At 56.7% G+C, this 22,229-nt stretch carries 19 protein-coding genes; 10 read left to right on the forward strand and 9 right to left on the reverse strand.

Going from position 1 to position 22,229, the window contains the following annotated elements:
* The first annotated feature begins 85 nt into the window (after window positions 1-85).
* Genes NCG89_RS13850 through NCG89_RS13860 form a run of 3 tightly spaced genes read left to right on the forward strand, consistent with a single transcriptional unit; the run spans window position 86 to window position 2,849 of the window.
* Complete coding sequence (locus tag NCG89_RS13850) at window positions 86-1,378, forward strand: phytoene desaturase family protein (protein WP_251087148.1); 1,293 nt, start codon at window positions 86-88, stop codon at window positions 1,376-1,378.
* 4 nt (window positions 1,379-1,382) lie between these two features.
* Window positions 1,383-2,099: an NAD(P)H-dependent oxidoreductase gene (locus NCG89_RS13855; protein ID WP_251087149.1), complete on the forward strand. Its 717-nt coding sequence runs from the start codon at window positions 1,383-1,385 to the stop codon at window positions 2,097-2,099.
* 21 nt (window positions 2,100-2,120) lie between these two features.
* Window positions 2,121-2,849: a hypothetical protein gene (locus NCG89_RS13860; protein ID WP_251087150.1), complete on the forward strand. Its 729-nt coding sequence runs from the start codon at window positions 2,121-2,123 to the stop codon at window positions 2,847-2,849.
* A 111-nt stretch (window positions 2,850-2,960) separates the two neighbouring features.
* Here the strand turns inward: NCG89_RS13860 and NCG89_RS13865 are convergent, their stop codons facing one another.
* From NCG89_RS13865 to NCG89_RS13895, 7 genes are all read right to left on the reverse strand, one after another.
* Window positions 2,961-4,262 carry a protoporphyrinogen/coproporphyrinogen oxidase gene (locus NCG89_RS13865; protein ID WP_251087151.1) on the reverse strand — a complete coding sequence of 434 codons (1,302 nt, stop codon included), beginning with the start codon at window positions 4,260-4,262 and terminating at the stop codon, window positions 2,961-2,963.
* 41 nt (window positions 4,263-4,303) lie between these two features.
* Window positions 4,304-5,044, reverse strand: coding sequence for a hypothetical protein (locus NCG89_RS13870; RefSeq protein WP_251087152.1), 741 nt, complete (start codon window positions 5,042-5,044; stop codon window positions 4,304-4,306).
* A 43-nt stretch (window positions 5,045-5,087) separates the two neighbouring features.
* A complete protein-coding gene (locus NCG89_RS13875; protein ID WP_251087153.1) occupies window positions 5,088-5,369 on the reverse strand; it encodes a cytochrome C oxidase subunit IV family protein in 282 nt (93 codons plus the stop codon).
* 3 nt (window positions 5,370-5,372) lie between these two features.
* The gene (locus NCG89_RS13880; protein ID WP_251087154.1) at window positions 5,373-5,939 is read right to left on the reverse strand and encodes a cytochrome c oxidase subunit 3; all 567 of its coding nucleotides are present in this window, start codon (window positions 5,937-5,939) and stop codon (window positions 5,373-5,375) included.
* 84 nt (window positions 5,940-6,023) lie between these two features.
* Complete coding sequence (locus NCG89_RS13885; RefSeq protein WP_251087155.1) at window positions 6,024-6,971, reverse strand: DUF7064 domain-containing protein; 948 nt, start codon at window positions 6,969-6,971, stop codon at window positions 6,024-6,026.
* A 13-nt stretch (window positions 6,972-6,984) separates the two neighbouring features.
* Window positions 6,985-8,058 (reverse strand): ecdysteroid 22-kinase family protein, encoded by a 1,074-nt coding sequence (locus NCG89_RS13890; RefSeq protein ID WP_251087156.1) that lies wholly within the window; start codon window positions 8,056-8,058, stop codon window positions 6,985-6,987.
* A 61-nt stretch (window positions 8,059-8,119) separates the two neighbouring features.
* Window positions 8,120-9,271 (reverse strand): acyl-CoA dehydrogenase family protein, encoded by a 1,152-nt coding sequence (locus NCG89_RS13895; RefSeq protein ID WP_251087157.1) that lies wholly within the window; start codon window positions 9,269-9,271, stop codon window positions 8,120-8,122.
* A gap of 199 nt (window positions 9,272-9,470) precedes the next feature.
* Here NCG89_RS13895 and NCG89_RS13900 point away from each other — a divergent pair, with 199 nt between their 5' ends.
* The 7 genes from NCG89_RS13900 to NCG89_RS13930 all read left to right on the forward strand — a co-directional run bounded on the left by NCG89_RS13900 (window position 9,471) and on the right by NCG89_RS13930 (window position 19,395).
* Entirely contained in the window at window positions 9,471-10,250 is a 780-nt protein-coding gene (locus NCG89_RS13900) for an enoyl-CoA hydratase/isomerase family protein (protein ID WP_251087158.1), read from the forward strand.
* Between the two features lie 180 nt (window positions 10,251-10,430).
* Window positions 10,431-11,288 carry an acyl-CoA thioesterase domain-containing protein gene (locus NCG89_RS13905; RefSeq protein ID WP_251087159.1) on the forward strand — a complete coding sequence of 286 codons (858 nt, stop codon included), beginning with the start codon at window positions 10,431-10,433 and terminating at the stop codon, window positions 11,286-11,288.
* Window positions 11,285-12,586 (forward strand): cytochrome P450, encoded by a 1,302-nt coding sequence (locus NCG89_RS13910; RefSeq protein WP_251087160.1) that lies wholly within the window; start codon window positions 11,285-11,287, stop codon window positions 12,584-12,586. Before NCG89_RS13905 ends, NCG89_RS13910 begins: the two co-directional genes overlap by 4 nt.
* Window positions 12,587-12,766: 180 nt before the next feature.
* Complete coding sequence (locus NCG89_RS13915; protein WP_251087161.1) at window positions 12,767-13,969, forward strand: acetyl-CoA C-acetyltransferase; 1,203 nt, start codon at window positions 12,767-12,769, stop codon at window positions 13,967-13,969.
* A gap of 17 nt (window positions 13,970-13,986) precedes the next feature.
* Window positions 13,987-16,140, forward strand: a complete 2,154-nt coding sequence (locus NCG89_RS13920) for a 3-hydroxyacyl-CoA dehydrogenase NAD-binding domain-containing protein (RefSeq protein WP_251087162.1) — start codon at window positions 13,987-13,989, stop codon at window positions 16,138-16,140.
* Window positions 16,141-16,191: 51 nt separating this feature from the next.
* The gene (locus NCG89_RS13925; RefSeq protein ID WP_251087163.1) at window positions 16,192-17,739 is read left to right on the forward strand and encodes an AMP-binding protein; all 1,548 of its coding nucleotides are present in this window, start codon (window positions 16,192-16,194) and stop codon (window positions 17,737-17,739) included.
* Window positions 17,740-17,847: 108 nt separating this feature from the next.
* Window positions 17,848-19,395 carry an acyl-CoA synthetase gene (locus tag NCG89_RS13930; RefSeq protein WP_251087164.1) on the forward strand — a complete coding sequence of 516 codons (1,548 nt, stop codon included), beginning with the start codon at window positions 17,848-17,850 and terminating at the stop codon, window positions 19,393-19,395.
* A 478-nt stretch (window positions 19,396-19,873) separates the two neighbouring features.
* Here NCG89_RS13930 and NCG89_RS13935 read toward each other — a convergent pair whose 3' ends face one another.
* Window positions 19,874-20,617, reverse strand: a complete 744-nt coding sequence (locus NCG89_RS13935; protein ID WP_251087165.1) for an SDR family NAD(P)-dependent oxidoreductase — start codon at window positions 20,615-20,617, stop codon at window positions 19,874-19,876.
* Between the two features lie 224 nt (window positions 20,618-20,841).
* A complete protein-coding gene (locus NCG89_RS13940) occupies window positions 20,842-21,993 on the reverse strand; it encodes an acyl-CoA dehydrogenase family protein (RefSeq protein ID WP_251087166.1) in 1,152 nt (383 codons plus the stop codon).
* Window positions 21,994-22,229: the final 236 nt, after the last annotated feature.

Consider the following 22,229-nt stretch of genomic DNA (forward strand, 5'->3'; position numbering starts at 1 on the left):
CGGTACGGCTGGGGTTGACGGTATGTAATACAAGGGCGGACGCGGCGAGGAAGTCAGATTCCGCCATCGTTAGCGAGGATAAAATATGTACGATGCAGTGGTAGTTGGTGCGGGCGCAGGTGGATTGGCCGCGGCCGCCAGAATGGTGGCAGCGGGCAGGAAAGTAATGGTTGTGGAAGCCCGGGACAGAGTGGGAGGACGCGCCAGCAGCGAGGTCATCGATGGCTTCACCGTGAACATCGGCGCCATCGCCATAGAATTGGGAAGCATTTTTGAAGAGACCATGAGCCTGGTGGAGATGCCGGTAGATGTCCGGGAGCCATCACCAGCGACGGTCTTTTATATCGACGGCAAGGTGATAAATCCCCAAAAGGGCGGCTGGGGTCTGTTGCTCGGGGGGATTACCAAGTCTGCCGCCAAAATTGCCACAAAATTTGCTGATGCCCGCAAAGGTGAACTGCCTGAGGAACATATCTCCACCAAGGAGTGGTTGGAGGGGTATACCAAAAATGAAACTGTCCACGCTCTGTTCCGCAACTTGTGCGCGGCTATTTTTGCCGCCAATGCCGATGAGTTACCCGCCCGTGCATTTCTGATTTACTTTGCCACTAAAGGGGCATTCAAGCGTTTTGGTTTCTGTCCCCGGGGCACCCTTGGCGTTTGGCAGGATATGGCCAAGGGCATTGAAAATAAAGGTGGTGAAGTGCGCCTTAATACTGCCGTTAAAAAAATTCACGTTGAGGAAGGGCGAGTGACTGGCCTGACTGTGGAGTCGGCGGGGAAGGAAGTGTTTATTGCCAGCCGTTTGGTGATTAGCAACGCCGGCCCTGCCCATACAGTTGAGCTGGTTGGCGAGACCCATTTTGGGGCGGCCTATGTCGACCAAATGCGCAGCACGTTAAAGCCCGCGGCAAATATCGTGATTAATTTCGCCACCCGGGAGCGGCTGATTGATTTGCCGGGGCTGATTACCTTTGGTAAAACCCGGCGTATTTGCAATATGGGCGAGCTCACCTACACCTGTCCTGAACTAGCACCGGCAGGATGGCACCAGTATGTGGCCTACGCGGTACCCCGGCCGGCCATTGGGGATTTTGATGAAGAGCAGGAAATCGAACTGGCCCTGGAGGATCTTCGTGAGCAGTTCCCCGGCTTTCGGGATGCCAAGATGCTCTCCATCCGGGTGATGCGGGACAATTGGCCTGCGCAGCGGTCCTGTTCCGGATACGATATGCCTCAGACCACGCCGATTGCCAACTTGTGGAACGTAGGCGATGCGGTCAAAGACTACGGTGATGGTGGAACCCAGGCGTGTGCCGTGAGCGCAAAAAGCGTCGCCGCCTTAGCCCAGGCCTATCTTGCCGAGCAAGGCGTTTAACGCTGTGAAGGTATTTGTTGTATTTGCACACCCCGAGGCTCAGTCCTTTGGCGCCGCCATGTTAGCCCGGGGTGTAGCGGCGCTCGAGGCGGCTGGCCATGAGGTTGTGGTTTCTGACCTTTATCAGATGGGCTTTAACCCCATTGCCAGTAATGAGGACTTTCTGCAACGGCGTTTCCCGGAGCGCTTGCAGTATGATCGGGAGCAAAAGTACGCCGCCACGCAGGGCCAGTTCAGTAAAGATATAGAAACTGAACTGGAGAAGCTTTTCTGGTGTGACCATTTGGTGCTCCAGTTTCCGCTGTGGTGGTTCTCCGTTCCCGCAATCATGAAAGGGTGGATAGACCGGGTCTTTGTTAACGGCAAGGTTTATGGGGCTGGCTTGCGCTGGGAAAACGGCGGTTTAAAGGGCAAGCGAGCCAGTCTGGCCATGACCACCGGCTGTTTCGAGGAGATGGTGGCTGAAGATGGGATTCTCGGCAGTCTCGACGTTATTCTCTGGCACCTCCACGCGGGCGTTTTCCACTACTCGGGGCTGGAGGTGCTGCCGCCATTTGTATCCTACGCAGCTCGTTATACTCAAGAACAGTGCCTGGATGACACTCTGGAGAGTTATGCGCGCTACCTAACCGACCTGAACCGGCACGCAGCACTGGCCTTTCATCCTAGTGATGCGTTTGAAAACTGGAGGTTGAAAACCGAGATAAAGAGCGAGCAATAATTTAATGGCTATGGGGTGGATATGAATAATTACCAGGACAAAAAAGCAATGACATGGAAGTTTTGTGCATGGTCTGGCGTAATTTATTTAGTAGGATCGCTAATCGGTTGGGCAATTATCGCAGGCTTTATACCACCGCCGAGGTCGGAATGGGGTGCTGCAGAAATGGCGAGTTTCTATCGGGAAAATAACACTGCGATTAAAGTTGGTCTTGTAATAGCGTTAAATTTTCAGCTCTTTTATGTTTTCTTTTCTATCGGTATTGCAAAAGTTATTGACTATATTGAAGGGGAGGGTGGACTCCTCAGTAAATTGGAGCTTTATTGCGGATATACCAATTTTCTCATAACCATTGCAGGTTTGTTTTTTTGGCTTTCGGCTGCATTTAAAGCGGAAACACGGCTAGATCACGATATCTTATTGGCTAATGACATGGGGTGGATGTGGATTGAGACTATGTTTTTGGCCACCCTCCTGCAGTATGTTTTTGTCGGAATCGCTGTGATTTTTGACAAACGGAAATCAAAAATCTATCCAGGATGGTTCGCTTGGTACTCATTTGCCACGGCATTCGCGATGTGGCCGGTGTCTCTCATTCCCTTTTTGTATAGCGGCCCGTTTGCTTATCACGGTTTGATTAGTTTATATCTGGTCTATGGAATGTATTTTCTCTGGACAGGGGTGGCAAGCGTTTACACCGTAAAAGCTATAAATCGTATCGTCACGTCCAATAGATTGGGCACTGAATAAAGTTTTATGGAATAGCTGCTGTGCTTGAGAGGAATGGCGAAGCGCAGCGCAAGGATGGGGTGTGAAATTGGACAGCTGCGGCCCGATTGTCGTTGGATCAACCGTTGGTCTCTAAAAGCACTTCGCTACTTCATTTGCTGCCCGTTCACCCGCGATGACGGCTGCCTCGATCCCCGCATGGGCAAAGTAATCCCCGGCGAGAGCCAGCCGGGGCGGCAGGCGGCTGCTTACGGTGGTCATATTTCGATAGTGGCCTGGGGCGGGTACCGTCAAGCCCCGTTTATAGCGGAAGACCTGTTCAAAATCCGGCGCTACTGCCACCGCGCCCAGCAAGCGGTCGCGGTAACGGCGGGCCAAGTCGATCAGCTCAGCGTCGCTGCTGCCGGTCAGGGCCTGACTGTTGTAGTAGAAGCCCAGGCTTTGAGCGCCTTTGGGCACCGATGCCGGGTTGCGTTTGCTATGCAATACCAAGGCATTGACGGGGTGAAAGTTCTTGCCGACAGGAACCAGCATGCTATTTGTTTCGTCGGGCCAGGGGTCCTGGGTATAGGTCATGGTGGTTTGGGCGTATTCGATATAGGGCGTTTGGCTCAGAGTGTCGATCAGACTATCGTCGACCTGACCCTGTAATAGCGTGGCGGCGCTATGGGCGTCGGTTGCTACGATGAGCGCATCGCCCTGGAAATCTGCATTTTGCCCTGCGCAGTGTACGCTTACTCCCTGATGCCTCCGATATTCAATCTGTGTAACGGGGTGATTCACGTACAGATCTAACTGTTCGGACAAAGCGCGGCAGAGTGTCCCCATGCCACTGCTGGGTACGGCCAGAGAAAAGCCCCAGGCTGCTTGCATGGTCGCGCGCTGAAACGCTGGCGATAGCAAACAGGGGGGCAGGGCATAGAGCATGTCGTGATTGGGTTTAACCACGTATTCATAGGCCGTGTTGCCAAGGGTGCAACGCGCCCAGTCTTCCAGATTTTCGCCGTTATCGATGCTGGCCAAGTCGTCGCCATTAAAGGCGTTCAGCGACGGTTCGAGCAGTGCAGCAATACCTGCTTTGATAATTTTAAATTTGTCAGCCAAGGACACACAGGGCAGTAATAAATTACTCAATGGCTGGTCGTAACGTAGCGAGAAGCGGCGGTCACCCTCAACTAATTGGGTATGGGCGTGCCAGGGTTGCAGGCGGGATTCAAGCGCCAGCTCCCTGAGCAGCGCCCAGGTTCGATGGTAGGTGCTCATGGTAAAAATGGCCGCGGTGTCGATCAGGAAACCGTCTTTTTCCAGGGTATAGGTGCGGCCGCCGGGCACCGTCGCTGCTTCCAACACCTGCACAATGTGCCCCCGCTGTTGCAGTCGATAGGCAGCGGTGCAGCCAGCCGGACCAGCGCCAATCACCAGAATTTTCGCCATGTAAACCTGCTTCCAGAATCGTTTTTATCGGTAAACGCCTTTCAAGCGCTATGGCCTGGCTGACTAATTTTTTCATGGTCGATGCGGTTAATGGCTTTGCCCACGTAATAGGTCACCAGCACAATCCAGATAAAAAAGTCGAACAGGCCGAGGTAATAGCAGAGAAAGCCATGCCAGGAGAAAGGACCAGTTTCAAAGAAGGGGATCAGACAGGCAAGTAGCAGGGAAAGGCCCATGGCCAGGGAGAACCAACCGAGCCAGCGGGGGAAGAGGGGCTGTTGGTTTTTGTCGATCAGGCACACCAGACCGAAGGCGACAAACTGGGTGACGGACACCATGACGGTCGTGTCAAACCACATCCACGCATGATCTGACAGGGTTTTGATGTCCTGGGCGGTTTTCAATTCCGGCAAATAAGCGGAAGCTTCCCAGGCGACACAGGAGCCCCAGGTCACCACCACGGTGCCGAAGGCGCCCATCAGCTGAATCATCGACAGGGTGCCCTTCGGGCCTTCGACATATTGCATTGCCCGTGATACCGCCGCACCCCAGACATAGTACAACGGGGTCACCAGAAGGGTGAGAAGCATGCCCAGACGAATGCGGAAGCTGTTGTCGATATAGTATTGATGAACCTCCTCGGTATTGAGGTATTGCTGGGGTGGCGGCAGGAAGCCGGCAATAACGCCCCAGGCCAGCACGATGGTGATGCAATAGCCGTAACCGGCGTAGTTGCCCCAGCGCCAGCTGGCGAAGTGGGGTTGGGTGGGTACGTGGTACATGGTGTCTCCTTGTCGCGGTGTAGGTGTGGTTGTATGTCTGGTTTTAGCTGCTGGCCAGGTTGAGGCCAATTAGCAAGGCGAGGCTGACCAGTGCGATCCAGCCATTGAAGGCCCACTGCCAGGGGCTGGGCATGCTGCGTACATGCATGAACTCATAAATCACCAACCGAACTTTGATGGCGGCGATGGCAACGATGGCAGCGCGGCTGGCGAAACTAATATGGTCAATATGTCGGGTGTCGCCCCCCATCAGCCAGGTAGACAAGGTGGCGCCAACCAATAGCAGCCAGATCAGGGTGTCCCGGGAAAATATGAAGGTGCTCATGGCCTACCTCAATACGTACAGCAGCGGAAAAATAAAGATCCACAACAGATCAACCATGTGCCAATACGTGGCGGCACTCTCCAGCCCGAATAGGCCTGAGCGGCCAGTGCGGATGCGGAAAAACAGGGTGCAGAGCACGATGATGCCAATGACCGTGTGGACAAAATGCAGGCCGGTCATCATGTAATAAAACATGAAGAAGTCATTGGTCTTCATGGTGATGCCGACGCTGAGCTTATCGTGGTATTCGACCAGTTTGGCCGCCCCGAACAGGCAGCCGAGGGTGATGGTGGCTGCGAGAAAAAACAGGGCGGTGGGGCGCTTTCCTCGGGCCAGGGCCTTGATGGACAGTACCACTAGCCAAGAACTGGTGAGCAGTATCAGGGTATTGGCGGTGCCCACCTCAAAGGACAGCAATGTCTGGGAGGCGTTGTATAGAGCCGGGTCTTTCAGGCGTTCAAACAGGTAGGAAACAAACAGCCAGAAGAACACCATGATGTCCACCAGCACAAAAATGAATACGCCTTGTTCGCCGGGGATGGTGGTCTTGTTGGAAATGGTGTGATTCATATTCAGGTGTCGCTTTAGCAGAGGCATAAGGATGTCGGCGGACGCAGGACTTGATTGCCTATCCGCCGGTCAGCGTGCGGCTAACTAAGCTTGTGCCTGTTCAATATTCTCCAGGTAGCCGGGCGGCCAGCCACATTCCACCCAGGCCATGGCCGCCTGACCGGCGATGGTGGCGGTGGCGGCGCCTTCCCGCAGATGCCAAAGAGGGGAGGGGCGCAGGGTGTAGTGGGTGTAAAAGTCGGCGCTGATGTCGACGCTGCGCCCCAGCTCATCTGTAATTGTGCTGCTCAGTTGTTGTTGATACAGGGTGTCGTCGTAGCGCATGTCACTCTCCACCCCGACGATTTCTGCCATGGTGCCGTCTTTACACAGGTAGCCCCGGATAATCTCCCGCCCCAATGCCAGGCAGCGCCAGTAGTGAATGGCAGTGTTGCCGTCCAGGGATTGGCCGTGGAACCAGTTGTAGTGTTGAAAGTAGCGCCAGTCACGGGTGCCCCAGCTGTGATCTCGGTGGGCGAAGGTATCGAAGGTAATTTCTTCCCGGCCTGGCATTACGATCCGGCCGCGGCAGCGGCCAGCTTGTTCGATGCGATCAAAGGCGGCATAGGGTGGGCAGCCCTCGGCGTGGCTTGAGTAGGCATAGGGGGGGTGAATTGCCTCGAAATCAAATTCCAGCAGCACATCGGGGCTTTCCCAGCGCACCGCGGCGGTATCAAATTTCAGGTCCTGGCGCATCTGGAAGCCGTCAATCTGCCAATTTGTGTAATCCATGGTGTCCGGCAGTTTGCGATCGGGCAGCAGCTGCTCAATCGGTTTGTCGCCAATGCCCGGGCCGGAAAGCGCCATTGCCGCGCCCGCTTCGTTTTTGCTGTTAACCCAGGTGTAGGTCAGGCCAGCAATTTGCAGTGCAGGAATGTGGAAGGTGTAAGGAATGGATTCCCGGGCGGTGTCCAGATCCGGCAAAGGGTGGCGGTTGTCGTGCACCGGGTCGATATACAGGTTTTCCCGGGCCAGGGTAATGTGTTTGAACATGGGCAGTTCCTTATTATTCGTCGATGAGGGCGAGGCTATTGAGGTCGGCTGCCATATCGGCGTAGCGCAGGGCGGTCTGGATAAACATCTGGTCACCCCGTTCGGTTTGTGGGACTTTTACGGCAAAGGCGCAGAGCAATACGCCGTAACAGGCAGCAAAGCGGTAGTCTCGCCACAGTGCCTCCCAGGGGTAATCCACGCCGAGTTCTGCCAGGTAACGCTGGTAGTGGCGCAGTAGATCTTCCTCGTTAGAGCGTCGCGCTTCGGTAGTGAGGCAGGCGCCAAGGTAGTAAGCCACGTCGATCAAGGGCGGTCCCATTTTTACCGTTTGCCAGTCGATGGTGACCATGGGGGGCGCCCCATCGGTGATGGGCAGCAGGATATTGTCCAGTCGGAAATCACCGTGGGTGAGGGTTAGCGGCGCAGACCAGGCCTGGAACCAGAGGGTTGATCGGGCAAAGACCGTTTCAAATATGGCCCGCTGCCCGGGGGCGAGTGCATGACCAAAGCGCTCGATGAAAGCGTCCAGGGCCAAGGGGGGAACATCGTATAGCGGAGCCGCCGAGGCGGGACTTAGCCAGGGTTTGCTCTGCCAGTCAGGACGGTTCCAGAAGGGTGCCTGCAGCTTGGCCAGTTCGCCCAAGGCATGCCGGGCCTGGTCCGGGGTGCCACCCTTGAGCACATCACCCTGGGCGGATTCTCCGCTCAGATCGGCCAACACAATGGTCAGCCAGCCCTCGTCGTCTACCGCTGAAAACAAACAGGGCGGTAGGGTCATCTCGGTCAGGGGCGCAATCTCATTGTAGAAGTTTACCTCTGCCTGGAATATCCCCAGTGCCAGTCCGGTTTGCCGGGCGGTGGCGTCGGGAGAAGCCAGTTTGATAATCAGGGAGCCCGGCCCGCCGTGGCCGTCGCCGCTGAAAGTCAGGACGGCCCGGACTACAAAGCCCATTTGGCCGGTGCCGATGGGGTGGACATCAGCCTGCTCCAGCTGGGCGGCGGCATCGCCGTTACCAATATGCTTCAGCAGATCCTTGAACCAGGCCGTATTCAGGTCTTGTTGGGTTTTGGCCAGTGTGAAGGGCATGGCTTGGTCTCCGTGTAAAGTGGCTTGCCGTTACCGAAAGTGGCTCGGTGAAATGGGTCGCTTATAGATTGCGGCCGATCATGTCCTTCAGGGCCTCATTGGCACCGGCGTAAATAGGTTCGATGCGGGCATCGGCGTACATGCGGGCGATGGGGTATTCCATGATGTAGCCGTGGCCACCGAACAATTGCAGGCAGCGACTGACGATTTCGCACTGGCGGTCGCTGTTCCACCACTTGTTCATGGAGGCGAGATCGGAATCTAGGGTGCCATCAATTCTGCGAGAGACCACATAGTCCGAGAACACCCGGCCGATGGTGGCAATGGTTTTGATTTCGGCCAGTTCCATGCGGGTGCTTTGCAGGTCGATCAGTTTTTTGCCGAAGATATCCCGGTCCTTGGTGTAGTCCACGGTGACCCGGTAGGCGTGCTCCATCACCGCTGCGCAGTTCACGCCGCCCAGGGCGCGTTCGTAGGTGAGGTCTTGCATCATCTGGTAAAAGCCCCGGCCCTCCACTCCGCCGAGTAGGGCATCGGCGGGCACGCGGCAATCTCCGAAGAACAATTCGCAGGTATCGGAGCCGTGCAGGCCGATTTTTTTCAGGCGTTTGCTTACTTCGAAGCCCGGTGTGTTGGTCTCAAAAATGAAGAGCGATACGCCCTTGGCCCGCTGACTGGGATCAGTCTTGGTGACCAGGACGATGATGTCAGCAATGGAGCCATTGGTGATGAAGGTTTTGGCGCCGTTGATGACGTACTCATCGCCATCGCGAATGGCTTTGGTGCGGGTGTTTTGCAGGTCGGTACCACCATTGGGTTCGCTCATGCCCATGGCGGCAATAATTTCACCACTGCACATGCCGGGCAGGTACTTCTGCTTTTGTGCTTCTGTGCCGTAGTTGGCGATGTAGTGGGCGGCGACAACGTGAATCTGCTTGCCGGCGCGCCAACTGGTATCGCCGGCCAGGCACAGCTCCTGGGCAACGATCGCCTCGTAGGCAAAAGTGCCGCCGGAACCGCCGTATTCTGCCGCAATGTCGGGGCACAAAATGCCCAGCTCGCCAGCCTTGCGCCACACCTCACGATCCGTTGCGCCGGCCTCCCACCACTGTTCCTGTTTTGGGCTTACTTCTTCCTCCACAAAGCGCCGCACCATGCGTTGCAGTTCGGCCAGTTCATCGGTCATCCAAGAGGGGGTGTAGTTGTCAATCATGATTTGTTCCGGTGCTAGGGTTTACGCCTCGAATGGTAATGAGGCCGTTGGTGCAGGGGTTTCGTCCTTAGCGACGAATCGTGAAGTGCCCAGAGTGGGGAAATGGGGGCGAATGGGGGATTCCTTGTCTCTTTGGACGAAGTGGCTGCCGCCGTATTTCGCCATGCTGGCGGTCTTGGTAACAGTATGGATAGTAGTCATGAGTGGGGCGGCAAACGTCGATTGGAAAGACGAGGGTGTTAGTTACCGGGTCGAGTCGGGGCTGGCCCTGGTGCGTCTTGCCCGGCCGGAACGGGGTAATGCATTGAGCTACCGGCTGCGGGCTGCCTTGATGAGGGCGGCGAGCCGGGCTATTGCCGACCCCCAGGTAAAAGTGATCTGTCTCGGTGCCGACGGCAGCCATTTTGGCGTCGGCGCGGATTTGGCCGAAATGGCCCGGATCAAGGAAGACGTGCGGGAGGCGGTGGAGCTGGAAATACGCCCCTTTGTTGCCAGATTGCGGGGCTGCGGTAAGCCGGTATTGTGCGCCATTAATGGTGTTTGTGCAGGGATGAGTATCGGCGTTGCCCTGGCCGCAGACCTAGTGGTAATGGCCGCGGATGCTCGGTTGGTGTTGCCCTTTGCCCAGATCGGCCTAGTGCCTGACAGCGGGGTTTCCTGGCATTTGCTCCATGGTTTGGGTTACCGCCAGGCTTGCGCCCTGGCCTTTGAGGGCGGGGAGCTTTCAGCGCAACGCTGTTTAGAGCTGGGGTTAGTCAATCAGGTGGTGCCACCGGAGGCGCTGTGGTCGGCGTTGACCGACTGGGCCGCGCGCTTGGTCGCGCAGCCGGAGGTCTTCTTGGCCAGTGCCAAGCAGCTGATGGTGCGTACATTAGAGGCATCGCTGGAGCAGGCCATCGGTATAGAAGGGGAGTTCCAGGCTCGCTGCATTGCCAGCCCGGACTTTGATGCGGCGGTGGCCCGGCGTCTTGCTCGCTGAGGATTGTCGCTGGTTGCGACATGACCAGGTCGTCATTGCGCATCTGTCCGTTCGGACGACGTGCTCGCCGCACATCGGGAGTAGGTTTGGCGCGCAACACAAGGCGTGCTTAAGCGCTGACCGAGGGCTTGCCGTCGAAGGGCGGCGGCGAGCGGAGCAATAACCGGGAGACAAACCACAATGTCGCAATGGGACCCTGCAACACTCAGTACCCTGTCGCCGTATTCCCGTACCCTCAACCTCCGCTACCGGCCAGTGGTCGGCTCCAAGGGGTGTGTGCAGTTGGTGCCCTCAGCCTCAAACCGCGGGGCGGGCAGTGGCGAGCTGGATAGGCGCTGCATCGTGGGGCTGATAGACCATGCCATGGGGTATACGCTTCAGGCCTCTGGTGCCGGGCTAATGCCCGGTGCAACCCTGAATTTGCGAGTGGATTTTGAATCATTTGAGTCCATCGAGGGTGGGCTGGAAGCCGTTTGCCGGGTTCGCCAGCGTCATTCAGGGGGCGCCCTGCTGGTGGCGGAGGTCTCCACCGGGGCTGGGTTGCCGGTGGCCCTGGGCACGTCCTTTTTTACCCAGCGGACCTTTCCCGGTAAGGTGGGGCTGGAAGAGGCCCGCCTGAGCGATTATCAGCCGGGGCCGGAAATTCACTGTTATGCCCAGGGTATTGGTCTGAGCGCACTGAATGGATGCTGGCAGTTGGCTGGTGGTCATCTGGGGGCGGTGGGTTGGGAGCCCGGCAATACTTTCCACGGAGGCGCGGTGGGCAGTTTGTTGGTGGCCAGCGCGGAAGCTGTGCTGGCTGCCGACATGCGCATCGTGTCCCTGTCGATTTCCTATCTGCGACCCAGTCGCGCTGATCTGCCATTGCAGGCTCAGTGTCGGCCGGTGCGCCTGGGGGGGAGCGCGAGTTTCTATACCGTCCAATGTTATCAGCAAGATCAGAGAAAACCGGTAGCCGTGGCGGAGGTCTGCTGCGTCCGGGAGGCCTTGAACGATTCTGCCAGTGGGGCAGGAACAATAATAAGGAGGAGCACATGAGCAGCGTTAGCAAGCGGGACGTGGGAGAATTTGCACTGGCGACGGATGATGCCGCGATATTGGTGGATCCGACGGCCTATGCCGATGGCCGGGTCCTGCGTTTGTATCGTCGTCTGCAGCAGGACAATCCTGTGGCCTGGGCGGCACCGCCGGGCTACTCCCCCTTTTGGGTGTTGACCCGGTTTGAGGATATTGAACGGGTCAGCATGGATCACCTGCGTTTCCCCTATGGTGACCGGCCCTCGGTGCTGTTTGATGCGGCTTCTGAGGCGTTGATGCGGGCCACCACCGGCAAGCCCTATGCGGTGCGCACTTTGGTGACGGTAGACGAACCGGATCACTGCCTACTGAGGCAGATTACCCAGTCCTGGTTTATGCCCAGAAACCTGCAGGCACTAGGGCCAAGGATTCAGGCTATTGCCGATGAAGCCTTGGCCGCCATGATGACCAAGGGGCCCGTCATCGATTTTGTCGAGGAGGTGGCCCTGCACTACCCACTGCGCATCATCATGGAAATTCTCGGTGTCCCAGAGGCGGATTATCCGTTGATGCTCAAGCTTACCCAGGAAATTTTTGCGCCCGCTGATCCCGACAGCGTCCCCGAAGGTGTGGACTGTAACGACCCCGCCTTTTTTGCTGCGGCGCTGCAGTCCTCCGCTGAAAAAATCAGCCGTTATTTTCGGACCTTGGTGGAGGCGCGGCGCCGGCACCCGCAGGACGATATTGCCACTCTGTTGGCCACGGCCAGTATTGAGGGACGGCCGTTAAGCGACGAGGAGCTGGCGGGCTACTTCATCATTATTGCCACTGCGGGGCACGATACCACCTCGTCAACCACAGCTGCGGTAATGTACGCCCTGGCTACCCAGCCGGGCCTGCTGGCCCGGGTCCAGGGCGATATGTCCCTAGTGCCCGCCTTGATAGAGGAGGCCATACGCTGGGGCTCACCGGTAAAGACTTTTATGCGTTCGGTTAGCGAAGACATGGTGTTTGGTGGTCGGCAGTTTCGCACCGGGGACTGGCTCATGCTGTGCTATGCCGCTGCCAACCGTGACCCGGCTATTTATGAAGAGGGCGAACGCTTTGATTTGGCCCGGGGCAATGCCCGCCATCTGGCCTTTGGCAAGGGCATTCACATGTGTTTGGGGCAGCACCTGGCGAGACTGGAGATCAAGGCGTTGTTCGATCGCCTGATTCCCCGGCTCGCCTCGGTGGCGCTTTGTGGCGAGGTGACCATGAGCAACTCCTACTTCGTCAATGGCTTTAAGCACTTGCCTGTCCGCATTCGCTATCTCTAGCAGAGCCATGTCCCCGGGGCTGCGTGCCCTGAGCTGGTCACCTCAATATCCCAAGGTGAATGCCCATTTCGTCGCAACAGACGAGGGGGGCATTTGCAGCCAGTGCTAAGGTTCAGTTCTGAATAATTTGCCGGGCCGCTAGGCCGTGAGCTTTTTTGCAATAAACATGGTGACCTCACTGTGACTCAAGCATTTATTTATGACGCGGTGAGAACCCCGCGCTCCAAGGGCAAGCCCGATGGCGGCTTGAACGAAGTCAAACCCGTTGATCTGGCCGCCGGTCTGTTGATTCATCTGCAGCGCCGTTTTGATCTCGATACTAGTCTGGTGGGGGATGTGATCCTGGGCTGTGCTGACCCGCTCAAAGCTCAGGGCGGCGCCATCGGCAAGACGGTGGCGATGCAGGCGGGATGGGCCGAGACCGTGTCGGGGCTACAGCTGGATCGCTACTGCGGTTCCGGTCTGGAGGCGGTCAATATCGGCGCGATGAAAGTCATTGCCGGGGTTGAGGATATGGTAGTCAGCGGCGGGGTAGAGTCCATGTCCCAGGTGCCCATTGCCAGCGGCGGCAGCGCCTGGGTTTCCGACCCGGCGATCAATATCAAAACCGGCTACTTGCCCCAGGGCATCGGTGCGGACCTGATCGCCACGTTGGATGGCTACAGCCGAGAAGATGTGGATGCCTTTGCTTTGCAGTCCCAGCAGAGAGCCGCTAAAGCCCGGGCCGAGGGCTACTTCAAAAGTGTGGTGCCAGTAACCGACATGCACGGTCGGGTGATTCTTGCGGAAGACGATTTCATCAAACCCGATAGCACTATGGCGATTCTGGGCTCGCTGAAACCGTCCTTCGCCCAGATGGGTGCGATGGGTATGGATCAGATTGCCCAGAAGCGCTATCCCGAGGTGGAGAAGATTGATCACGTGCACACCCCGGGTAATTCTTCCGGCATCGTCGATGGCGCCAGCGCGGTACTGATCGGCAGCGAGCAGATTGGCAAAGATCTGGGCTTAACGCCCCGGGGCCGTATAGTCGCCATGGCCAACGTGTCTACCGAACCCACCATCATGCTTACAGGGCCTGCCCCGGCCACCATGAAAGTGCTGAAAAAAGCGGGCCTGAGTATTGATGACATCGATCTGTTTGAAGTGAATGAGGCCTTTGCCTCGGTGGTGATGCGCTTTATGCGCGACACCGGCGCACCGGCAGAAAAGGTTAATGTCAATGGCGGCGCTATCGCCATGGGTCACCCCCTGGGTGCCACTGGCGGCATGTTGGTCGGCACCGTGTTGGATGAACTGGAGCGGAGAGGTGGTCGTTACGGCCTATGCACCCTCTGCATTGGTGCCGGCATGGGCATCGCCACCATCATCGAGCGCGTATAGCTTTTGGGAAGACAGTGATGACAGCAAATACAGGATTTACCTATCAGGTCGACAGCGATGGCATTGCCCTGGTCACCATGGATATGCCCGGCCAGGCGGTGAATATTATGAACAGCGATTACCTGCATTACATGGACCAGACCCTGGCAGCCATTCGTGCGGACCTCGGCCGCCTGAAGGGCGTGGTGCTGGCTTCGGCAAAAAGCACTTTCTTTGCCGGTGGTGATATCAAGACCATTATGCAGAGCAAACGCGATCAGGATTGGGATGCCGCCTTTGCGATGAACCTGCGGATCAAGGCCCAGTTGGCCGAGCTGGAAACCTTGGGTATTCCGGTGGTGGCGGCGATTAATGGCGCGGCCATGGGTGGCGGTTTCGAAATCTGTCTGGCATGCCACCACCGCATTGCCCTGGACAGCAAGGCGGTGGCCATTCAATTGCCTGAAGTGAATCTGGGGCTGTTGCCGGGGGCGGGCGGGGTGGTGCGCACTGTGCGTCTGCTCGGCATTCAGAAGGCCTTTCCAGTGTTGATCGAAGCCAAAAAATATTCTGCCTCAGCGGCGCTGGAGGCGGGCCTGATCCATGAAACCGCCAGCTCTCCTGAGGATATGTTGGCCAAGGCCAAGGCTTATATTCTGGCTAACCCTGAGGCCTGCCAACCCTGGCTGGCCAAGGGCTACCGGATTCCCGGCGGCGATATGTACCACGGCGCTAACGGTATGATGCTGGCCGGTGCTCCTGCCATGATTCAAAGTAAGACCCGGGGCCTGCTGCCCGCGCCGGAAACCATCCTCAAGGTGATGGCAGAAAGCAGTAACGTTGGCTATGAAGCGGCGATGAAGATAGAGGGGCGCTATTTCGCCGAGCTGCTGCGCAGCCCCGAGTCCACCGCGTTGATCAGCACCCTGTACTTCCAGATGAACGAAATTGCTGCAGGTGCCAGCCGTCCGACTGCGATTGCCCACAAGCAGATTGCCAAGGTGGGTGTACTCGGTGCTGGCATGATGGGGCGGGGTATCGCCTACTCCACTGCCCTGTCCGGGACGGCCGTCGTGCTCAAGGATGTTTCTATTGAGAACGCCGAGAAGGGTAAGGACTACAGCCGCAAACTGCTGGCAAAACAGGTGGAAAAGGGGCGCAAGAGCCAGGAACAGGCGGATCAGATTCTTGCCCTGATTCAAACCACGGCAGATAACCAGGATTTGTCTGATTGCGATTTGATTATCGAGGCGGTGTTTGAAGATATCGAGTTGAAGCACAAGCTGACTCGGGAGATTGAGCCCTTCCTGAAACCGACCTGCGTTTGGGGCAGCAATACCTCAACCCTGCCCATCGGCCTGCTGGCCGAAGCATTCAGCGACCCCTCGCGATTTATCGGTGTGCACTTTTTCTCGCCGGTAGACAAAATGCCGCTGGTGGAAATTATCCGTGCCGAGCACAGCAGTGATGACACCCTGGCGCTGGTCTACGATTACACCCGCCAGATTCGCAAGTCGCCCATTGTGGTTAATGATGCCCGGGGCTTCTATACCTCCCGGGTGTTTGGCTGCTACGGCGATGAAGCCCTGCACCTGCTCACTGAAGGCGTGAAGCCCATTCTGATCGAGAATATGGGCAAGTTTGCCGGCATGCCAGTTGGCCCGCTGGCGATTATGGATGAAGTCGAAATCGAGCTGATGCGTAAAGTTGGTGAAACCAACAAGGCCCTGGACGAACGTCTGGGTGATGATTTTCACAGTGTGCATAGCAAACTTCAAGACCTCTCTGGCGAGATGTGTCGTATGGGGCGCACGGGTCGCGGCTGTGGCAAGGGCTACTATGATTATTTCGCAGACGGTTCCAAGGTGTTGTGGCCTGGCTTAAAAGATAAATTTGGCGGCGAAACAGAGATGCCGCTGGAGGATATTCGCGACCGGTTAATGTTTCGCCAGGTGGTGGAAGCACTCGACTGTATTCATCGGGGTGTGGTCCGTTCCGCCCGCGATGCCAATATTGGGTCGCTATTTGGCTGGGGCTTCCCCACCCATACCGGCGGCGCCTTTCACTTTATTGAGTGGTTTGGTGGTGAGCAGGCTTTTAGCCAGCGAGCGGCCGAGCTGGCCAGTAAGTACGGTAGTCGTTTTGCCCTGCCGGCCAGTATTGCAGATATAAAATCAATGATGGTGAGTTAGGTGCTGGTTTTAGCCTGACTCATTGATGGCGGTGGAGACACGCGGGAAACGATGAACCTGACGACCGCGCTGCACAAAGGGGCGAAAAATTTCCCTGACCGAATCGCAACGGTCTTCGCTGGTCGCCAGCGAAGTTTCGCGCAGCTGCAGGACAGGGTGGCGCGACTGGCGGCGGTATTTGCGGCCAAGGGCGTGGCGCCGGGGGATCGGGTGGCCGTTATTTCCCCAAATAGTGACCGGCTGTTTGAAATTATTCTGGCCACACTGTGGCTGGGTGGGGTGGCGGTTCCCCTCAATACCCGTTGGGGGCAAAGTGAGTTTGTCGCTGCGCTGGCAGACGCCGAGCCGACGTTGTTGTTGCTTAGGGAGCATTTTGCCGATGTCGCTACAGGGGAGGGCTTCGCGAGGCTTGTGGCCAAACCCCAAGTCATGATGTTTCGCTTACAGGATGATTGCGATCTTGAGGATCTGATGGCGGTCACCGAGCCAATTTCTGATCAACGCTGTGGCGGTGATGCGCTCGCGTTCATCCTGTTTACCGGTGGTACTACCGGCCGGGCGAAAGGCGTGATGCTGAGCCATAGCGCTTTGCTGACGGCGGCCTTGAACCAGACAGCGGCGGGCTGCGGCTGCTCAGGCAGTGTGTATGCTCATGTTGCGCCCTTGTTTCACATGGCGGATTTACAGCTGATGGCTACCCAGCTTTTGGCGATGGGTACCCATGTTTTTGTTGCCAGTTTTAATCCGCCTGAGTTGCAAGCCCTGGTGGCAGAACTGGCAGTGAGCGATATTCTACTGGTGCCGGCGATGCTCCACGCAGTGCTGGCCCATCCTGATTTTGATGCCAGCAAGTTGGCAGGCCTGAAGCGGATCTTCTATGGCGCCGCGCCAATGTCAGCTGCGTTGCTGGATCGGGCGCTGGCGCTGCTGCCCGGCTGTGAGTTTGTGCAGGGCTATGGCATGACCGAAACCTGCCTGGCCACCATGCTGCCAGCTTCCTGCCACGTCTCTGGAGCAGAGGGGCGGGCGGCAGCGCGCTTACGCTCAGCGGGCCTCGAGCTGCCAATGATGGAGATACGTATCGCTGATAAGTGTGATCAGCCTTTGCCAGCAGGCCAGGTTGGCGAAATCCAGATTTGCAGTCCGGCACTAATGCAAGGTTACTGGCGCAACCCAGAAAAGACCCGCGAGGTAATTCGGGGTGGTTGGATGTGCACCGAGGATCTGGGCTATCAGGATAATGATGGTTTTCTGTATGTAGTGGATCGCCTGAAGGACATGATCATCTCTGGTGGAGAGAATGTGTATTCCTCCGAAGTGGAAAGCGTGATCAGTCGTTATCCTGGTGTCGCCCAGTGTGCCGTCGTAGGGCTGGCCGATGAACACTGGGGAGAACGGGTTCACGCTGAGCTGGTATTGCAGCCGGGTGTAAGCTTCAGTCAGGCGGATTTTGAGGATTTTTGCCGAGGCCAGATGAGCGCCTATAAGGTTCCTCGCTCTGTTAGCGTAGTTGCTGCGCTGCCGCTGTCGCCAGCGGGAAAAATATTGAAAGTGGCAATCCGTGAGCGGCACGCTCAAGGTCGGCAGCCAGAGCCTTAATGAATAATTATCACGCCAATAATATGGCTAAACTTTGCTATAAAGCTGAGCTAGGTTACCTAGCCAAGCGACTGTTTTTGCCAAGCTATTATCTTTTGAGAGGTGACTGTGGAACAACAACGCAAACTTTATCCCACGGCCTGGCTGCCGGAATTTGCCGACAAGCCTGCGGTAATCATCGCGGAAACGGGCGCCAGCCTCAGCTATGGCGAGCTTGATGCCCAAGCCAATCAGTTGTGCCGTTTTTATCTGCATGCTGGATTGGAGGCTGGTGAGCACGTGGCTTATATCACTGAGAACCGGCTCGAGTGCATGCCCATACAGTGGGGCGCGCACTACGCCGGCCTCTATTACACCTTTATCAGCACCCGGCTGACTGGTGGTGAAGCGGCCTATATTGTTGGCGACTGCGACGCCAAGATTGTCGTGGTAACGGCAAAAACGGCGCCCGTGGTGTTGGAAAGCCTGAACAATATGGAAAACCCGCCGCAGATTTTCTGTCTCGATCCGGTGGCTGGATTGCCGCTGTTAGGTGAAGCGATCAAGGGTTTTGACCCAACTCCGGTTGAGGGGACGCTGGAGGGTAGCGATATGCTGTATTCTTCTGGCACAACCGGCAAACCCAAGGGTGTTAAGCCTGTCCTGACCGGTTTGCCGCTGGGTTCGACATCGCCCATTGCGGGTCTGCTGCAGAGAGGCTTTGCGGCAAATGAGAACTCGGTATACCTGTCGCCCGCGCCTTATTACCATGCTGCGCCGCTGAAGTGGTCATTGGCAATTACCGTGCTCGGCGGCACGGTGGTTATGACCGAGCGCTTTGATGCGGAGGCGGTGCTGGCCTACATTGAGAAGTATAAAGTGACCCACAGTCAGTGGGTGCCGACCATGTTTCACCGCCTGCTGGCGCTGCCGGACGAGGTCAAGGCCAAGTACGATACCTCGTCACAAAAGGTGGCAGTGCATGCTGCGGCGCCCTGTCCGATCGCCACTAAGCAGGCGATGATCGATTGGTGGGGACCGATAATTTTTGAATACTACTCCTGTACCGAGGCCATTGGCATGACCTTTACTGACAGCCAGGCCTGGCTGTCACACCCGGGTACGGTAGGGCGACCCTTGTTGGGGGTGCCCCATATTCTGGATGAAGAAGGCAACGAACTGCCGGCGGGGCAGGACGGTTTGGTCTACTTCTCCGATGGCGTTCCATTTACCTACCACAACGACCCTGGCAAAACGGCGGAAGCTCACAATTCCAAGGGTTGGGCAACAGTGGGTGATGTTGGTCACCTGGACGCCGAGGGCTTTCTGTATTTGACCGACCGCAAGAGCAATATGATTATTTCTGGGGGGGTCAATGTGTATCCCCAGGAAACGGAAAACCTGTTGGTCACCCATCCCAAGGTCTTTGATGTGGCTGTGATTGGCATTCCCAACGAGGATCTGGGCGAAGCGGTCTGTGCCGTGGTTCAGTTGGAGCAGGGGATTGAACCTTCCGACGAGCTGGCTGATGAGCTCAGCCGTTTTTGTCGGGCCCAGTTGTCGTCGATTAAATGCCCCCGTCGCATAGACTTCCGTGAAGCCTTGCCGCGAGAGCCCAATGGCAAACTGTTGAAGCGATTGTTGGTGGATGAATATCGAAAAGCGGCTCAACAATAGCGAAATCTGGAAGCTGGCTTCGAGATTTCGTTAGTATTAATTTTAGCATCTTTGAGCTACAGCCTGGGGCGGTAATTCGACCTGCCTGAGCCGCCGCCAGGTCAACGCTGGTTGGCTTAAAGTCGGCGCTTTGGGCTACCAAGTTTTGCTTTCTACTGGAGCCGAAAAGGCGTGCCGGACCCTGATGATGTCTGGCCACGCCCCCACTCCCGTAAGATTTTCTGCGCCATCTTGGCCCGTTAACGCATTGCTTCCAGCGTTCGGACTTCCATTGTGTCACCATCTGTTCCTACTCGGGGAGAACCTGGTCTGGTCATTGTTTTGCTGAAGTATATCAGCAGCTCATAATGACCTGGCTTGCCGACGGCAAGGCGCCTAAAGGGTCGTAGTATTTTGCGGCGAGGACGTTATGTAACCAGCCGGTTTGTGGAGGGTGAACTTGCCTGCGCTATGATCACTGAACTTCCCTCATGGACCGCTAGCGCTTTTCCAAGATATGAACGGCGCCCCAGAGGGTTTGGGGGAACCAGCGCCTCAGGCGGTAGGTCATTGGGGTCAGTGGACCAGGAAAAACCCATAACCCTTTGCCTTTGAGCTTACGTTCAATGGCTTTGAGGACAACTTCGGGTTTTAGTGGCGGAAATACGTCAAAGAGTTTCGGCCAGCAGCTGCGGGCCTGATCCAGTAATGGCGTTGCCACTATCGGCGGACAGACACAGACTATTCGCACCCCACTGTTACGGGTTTCATGGAAGAGCACTTCGGTGTAGGCCGCTACCGCGTGTTTGGAGGCATTGTAGGCGCCCATATAAATAATAGGCCAGTGTCCGGCCATGGAGGCGTAGCTGACGAACTCACCTTGGCCACGCTCTAGCATCAGTGGCAAGGCTGCCTGACTGACGTTGACCAGGCCACCATAATTGATGGCCATAATTTTATTGATGAGGTGGGGCCCCTGATCCAGAATTTCGGCCAGTGGCATGATGGCAGCGGCATTGACCAGCCGAAAAATGGGGCCAAGTTCTGCTTCGCAGCGTGAGACCGCCGCAGTGACGGCTTCTTCATCGGTTATGTCACAGGGCAGTGCCAGTAAATCCGGGGAATCGCCAAGTTGGCCCAGCCCTTCGAGGTTAATATCGACGGCGGCAACGCGCCACCCTTCTGCCAGCGCCTTTTTGGTGCTAAGCAATCCCAGGCCGCTGCCGGCTCCAGTGATGAACATGACTCTTTTTGAGGTATTAACCATAGCTGGATTTGAATGTTAGGTGAAGTTGAAGTGACGATGCTAAACCGCTTGCGACAGAACACTTTCGTCGCAAGCGACTAATTTAGATTGAGCAGCCCCTTTGAATTTGGAGGCGTGGTGCTTTGACTTCGTCAAGGACGGCGCCCACGGTTGGAAGCGAAGTTTGTTCACGATGGCGGATTATTCGCTTCCAGAGCAGCTTAAATGTTGCGCCCGATCAGGTCCTTAAGTACTTCGTTGGCGCCAGCGTAAATTGCCTCAATTCGTGCATCTACATACATGCGGGCGATCGGGTATTCAAGAATATAACCGTGGCCGCCAAAGAGCTGTAAGCAGCGGTTAATCACATCGGCATGGGTGTCGCTCATCCACCACTTGCTCATCGACGCCAGGTCGCTGGTGATATTGCCGCTGATCATCTGCTCGATGGTGAAATCGACAAACACCCGGGCGATGGTGGCGTGGGTTTTGACTTCGGCCAGTTCCAGTCGGGTGTTTTGCAGGTCGATCAGTTTGCCGCCGAACATGCTGCGGTCCTTGGCGTAGTCGCTGGTGACTTTAAGTGCATGTTCCATAACGGCGGCGCAATTGACACCGGACAGCACGCGCTCATAGGTCAGGTCTTTCATCATCTGATAAAAGCCTTGGCCCTCTACCTCGCCCAGCAAACGGTCGGCAGGGACAACGCAGTCGTCAAAGAACAGCTCGGCGGTATCCGAGCCGTGGAGGCCGATTTTTTTGAGGCGCTTGCTGACCGCAAAGCCTGGGGTTTTGGTTTCAAAGATAAACAGCGAGACCCCTTTGGCTCTTTGGCTGGGGTCGGTTTTGGCGGCCAAAATCAGTATGTCGGCGGTAGAGCCGTTGGTGATAAAGGTCTTGGCGCCATTGATCACGTAGTTGTCGCCATCGCGAATGGCTTTGGTGCGCATGTTTTGCAGGTCGGTACCGCCGCTGGGCTCGGTCATGCCCATGCCGGCGATCAGTTCACCACTGCAGATGCCGGGCAACCAACGGTGCTTTTGGGCTTCGGTGCCGTAGCGCTCAATGTAGTGGGCGGCGATCACGTGGATCTGCTTGCAGGTGCGCCAGCTGCTGTCGCCGGCGACACAGAGTTCGTGGCCGATAATGGCCTCGTGGCCAAAGTGACCGCCGACACCGCCGTATTCGGCCTTGATGTCTGGGGCGAGCATGCCCAGTTCCCCGGCTTGCAGCCAGACCTCCCGGTCGGTGTAGCCCTGCTCAAACCAGCGTTCCTGGCGAGGCATGATTTCTTCGGCAACGAAGCGTTTGGCCATGTCCCGCACGGCGTCGAGTTCGTCGTCCATCCAGTGGGGGCGATAGTTGTCAATCATTGAAAATGTCCAGCGTGGGATTGTTGAGTTAAAGTCTAGAAAACCCCTATTTCGATGTTATCGTCGCTTCCGACGATTCCCTTTTTGCGTGGTCTTTCAATAATTCGACTATCAGCTAAACCGCCGTGAAATGTGTGCTTTAAGTTCATGCAGGCCTATGTCATTGGCCGCCGGTGGTGTTGGCGTGGCTTAGGCGCAGGGCACATTTCCGTCATGCGCAGCAGACGGAGGGCGGC

It is taken from the genome of Spongiibacter taiwanensis (assembly GCF_023702635.1).
In the GTDB taxonomy this organism is placed as follows: Bacteria; Pseudomonadota; Gammaproteobacteria; order Pseudomonadales; family Spongiibacteraceae; genus Spongiibacter; species Spongiibacter taiwanensis.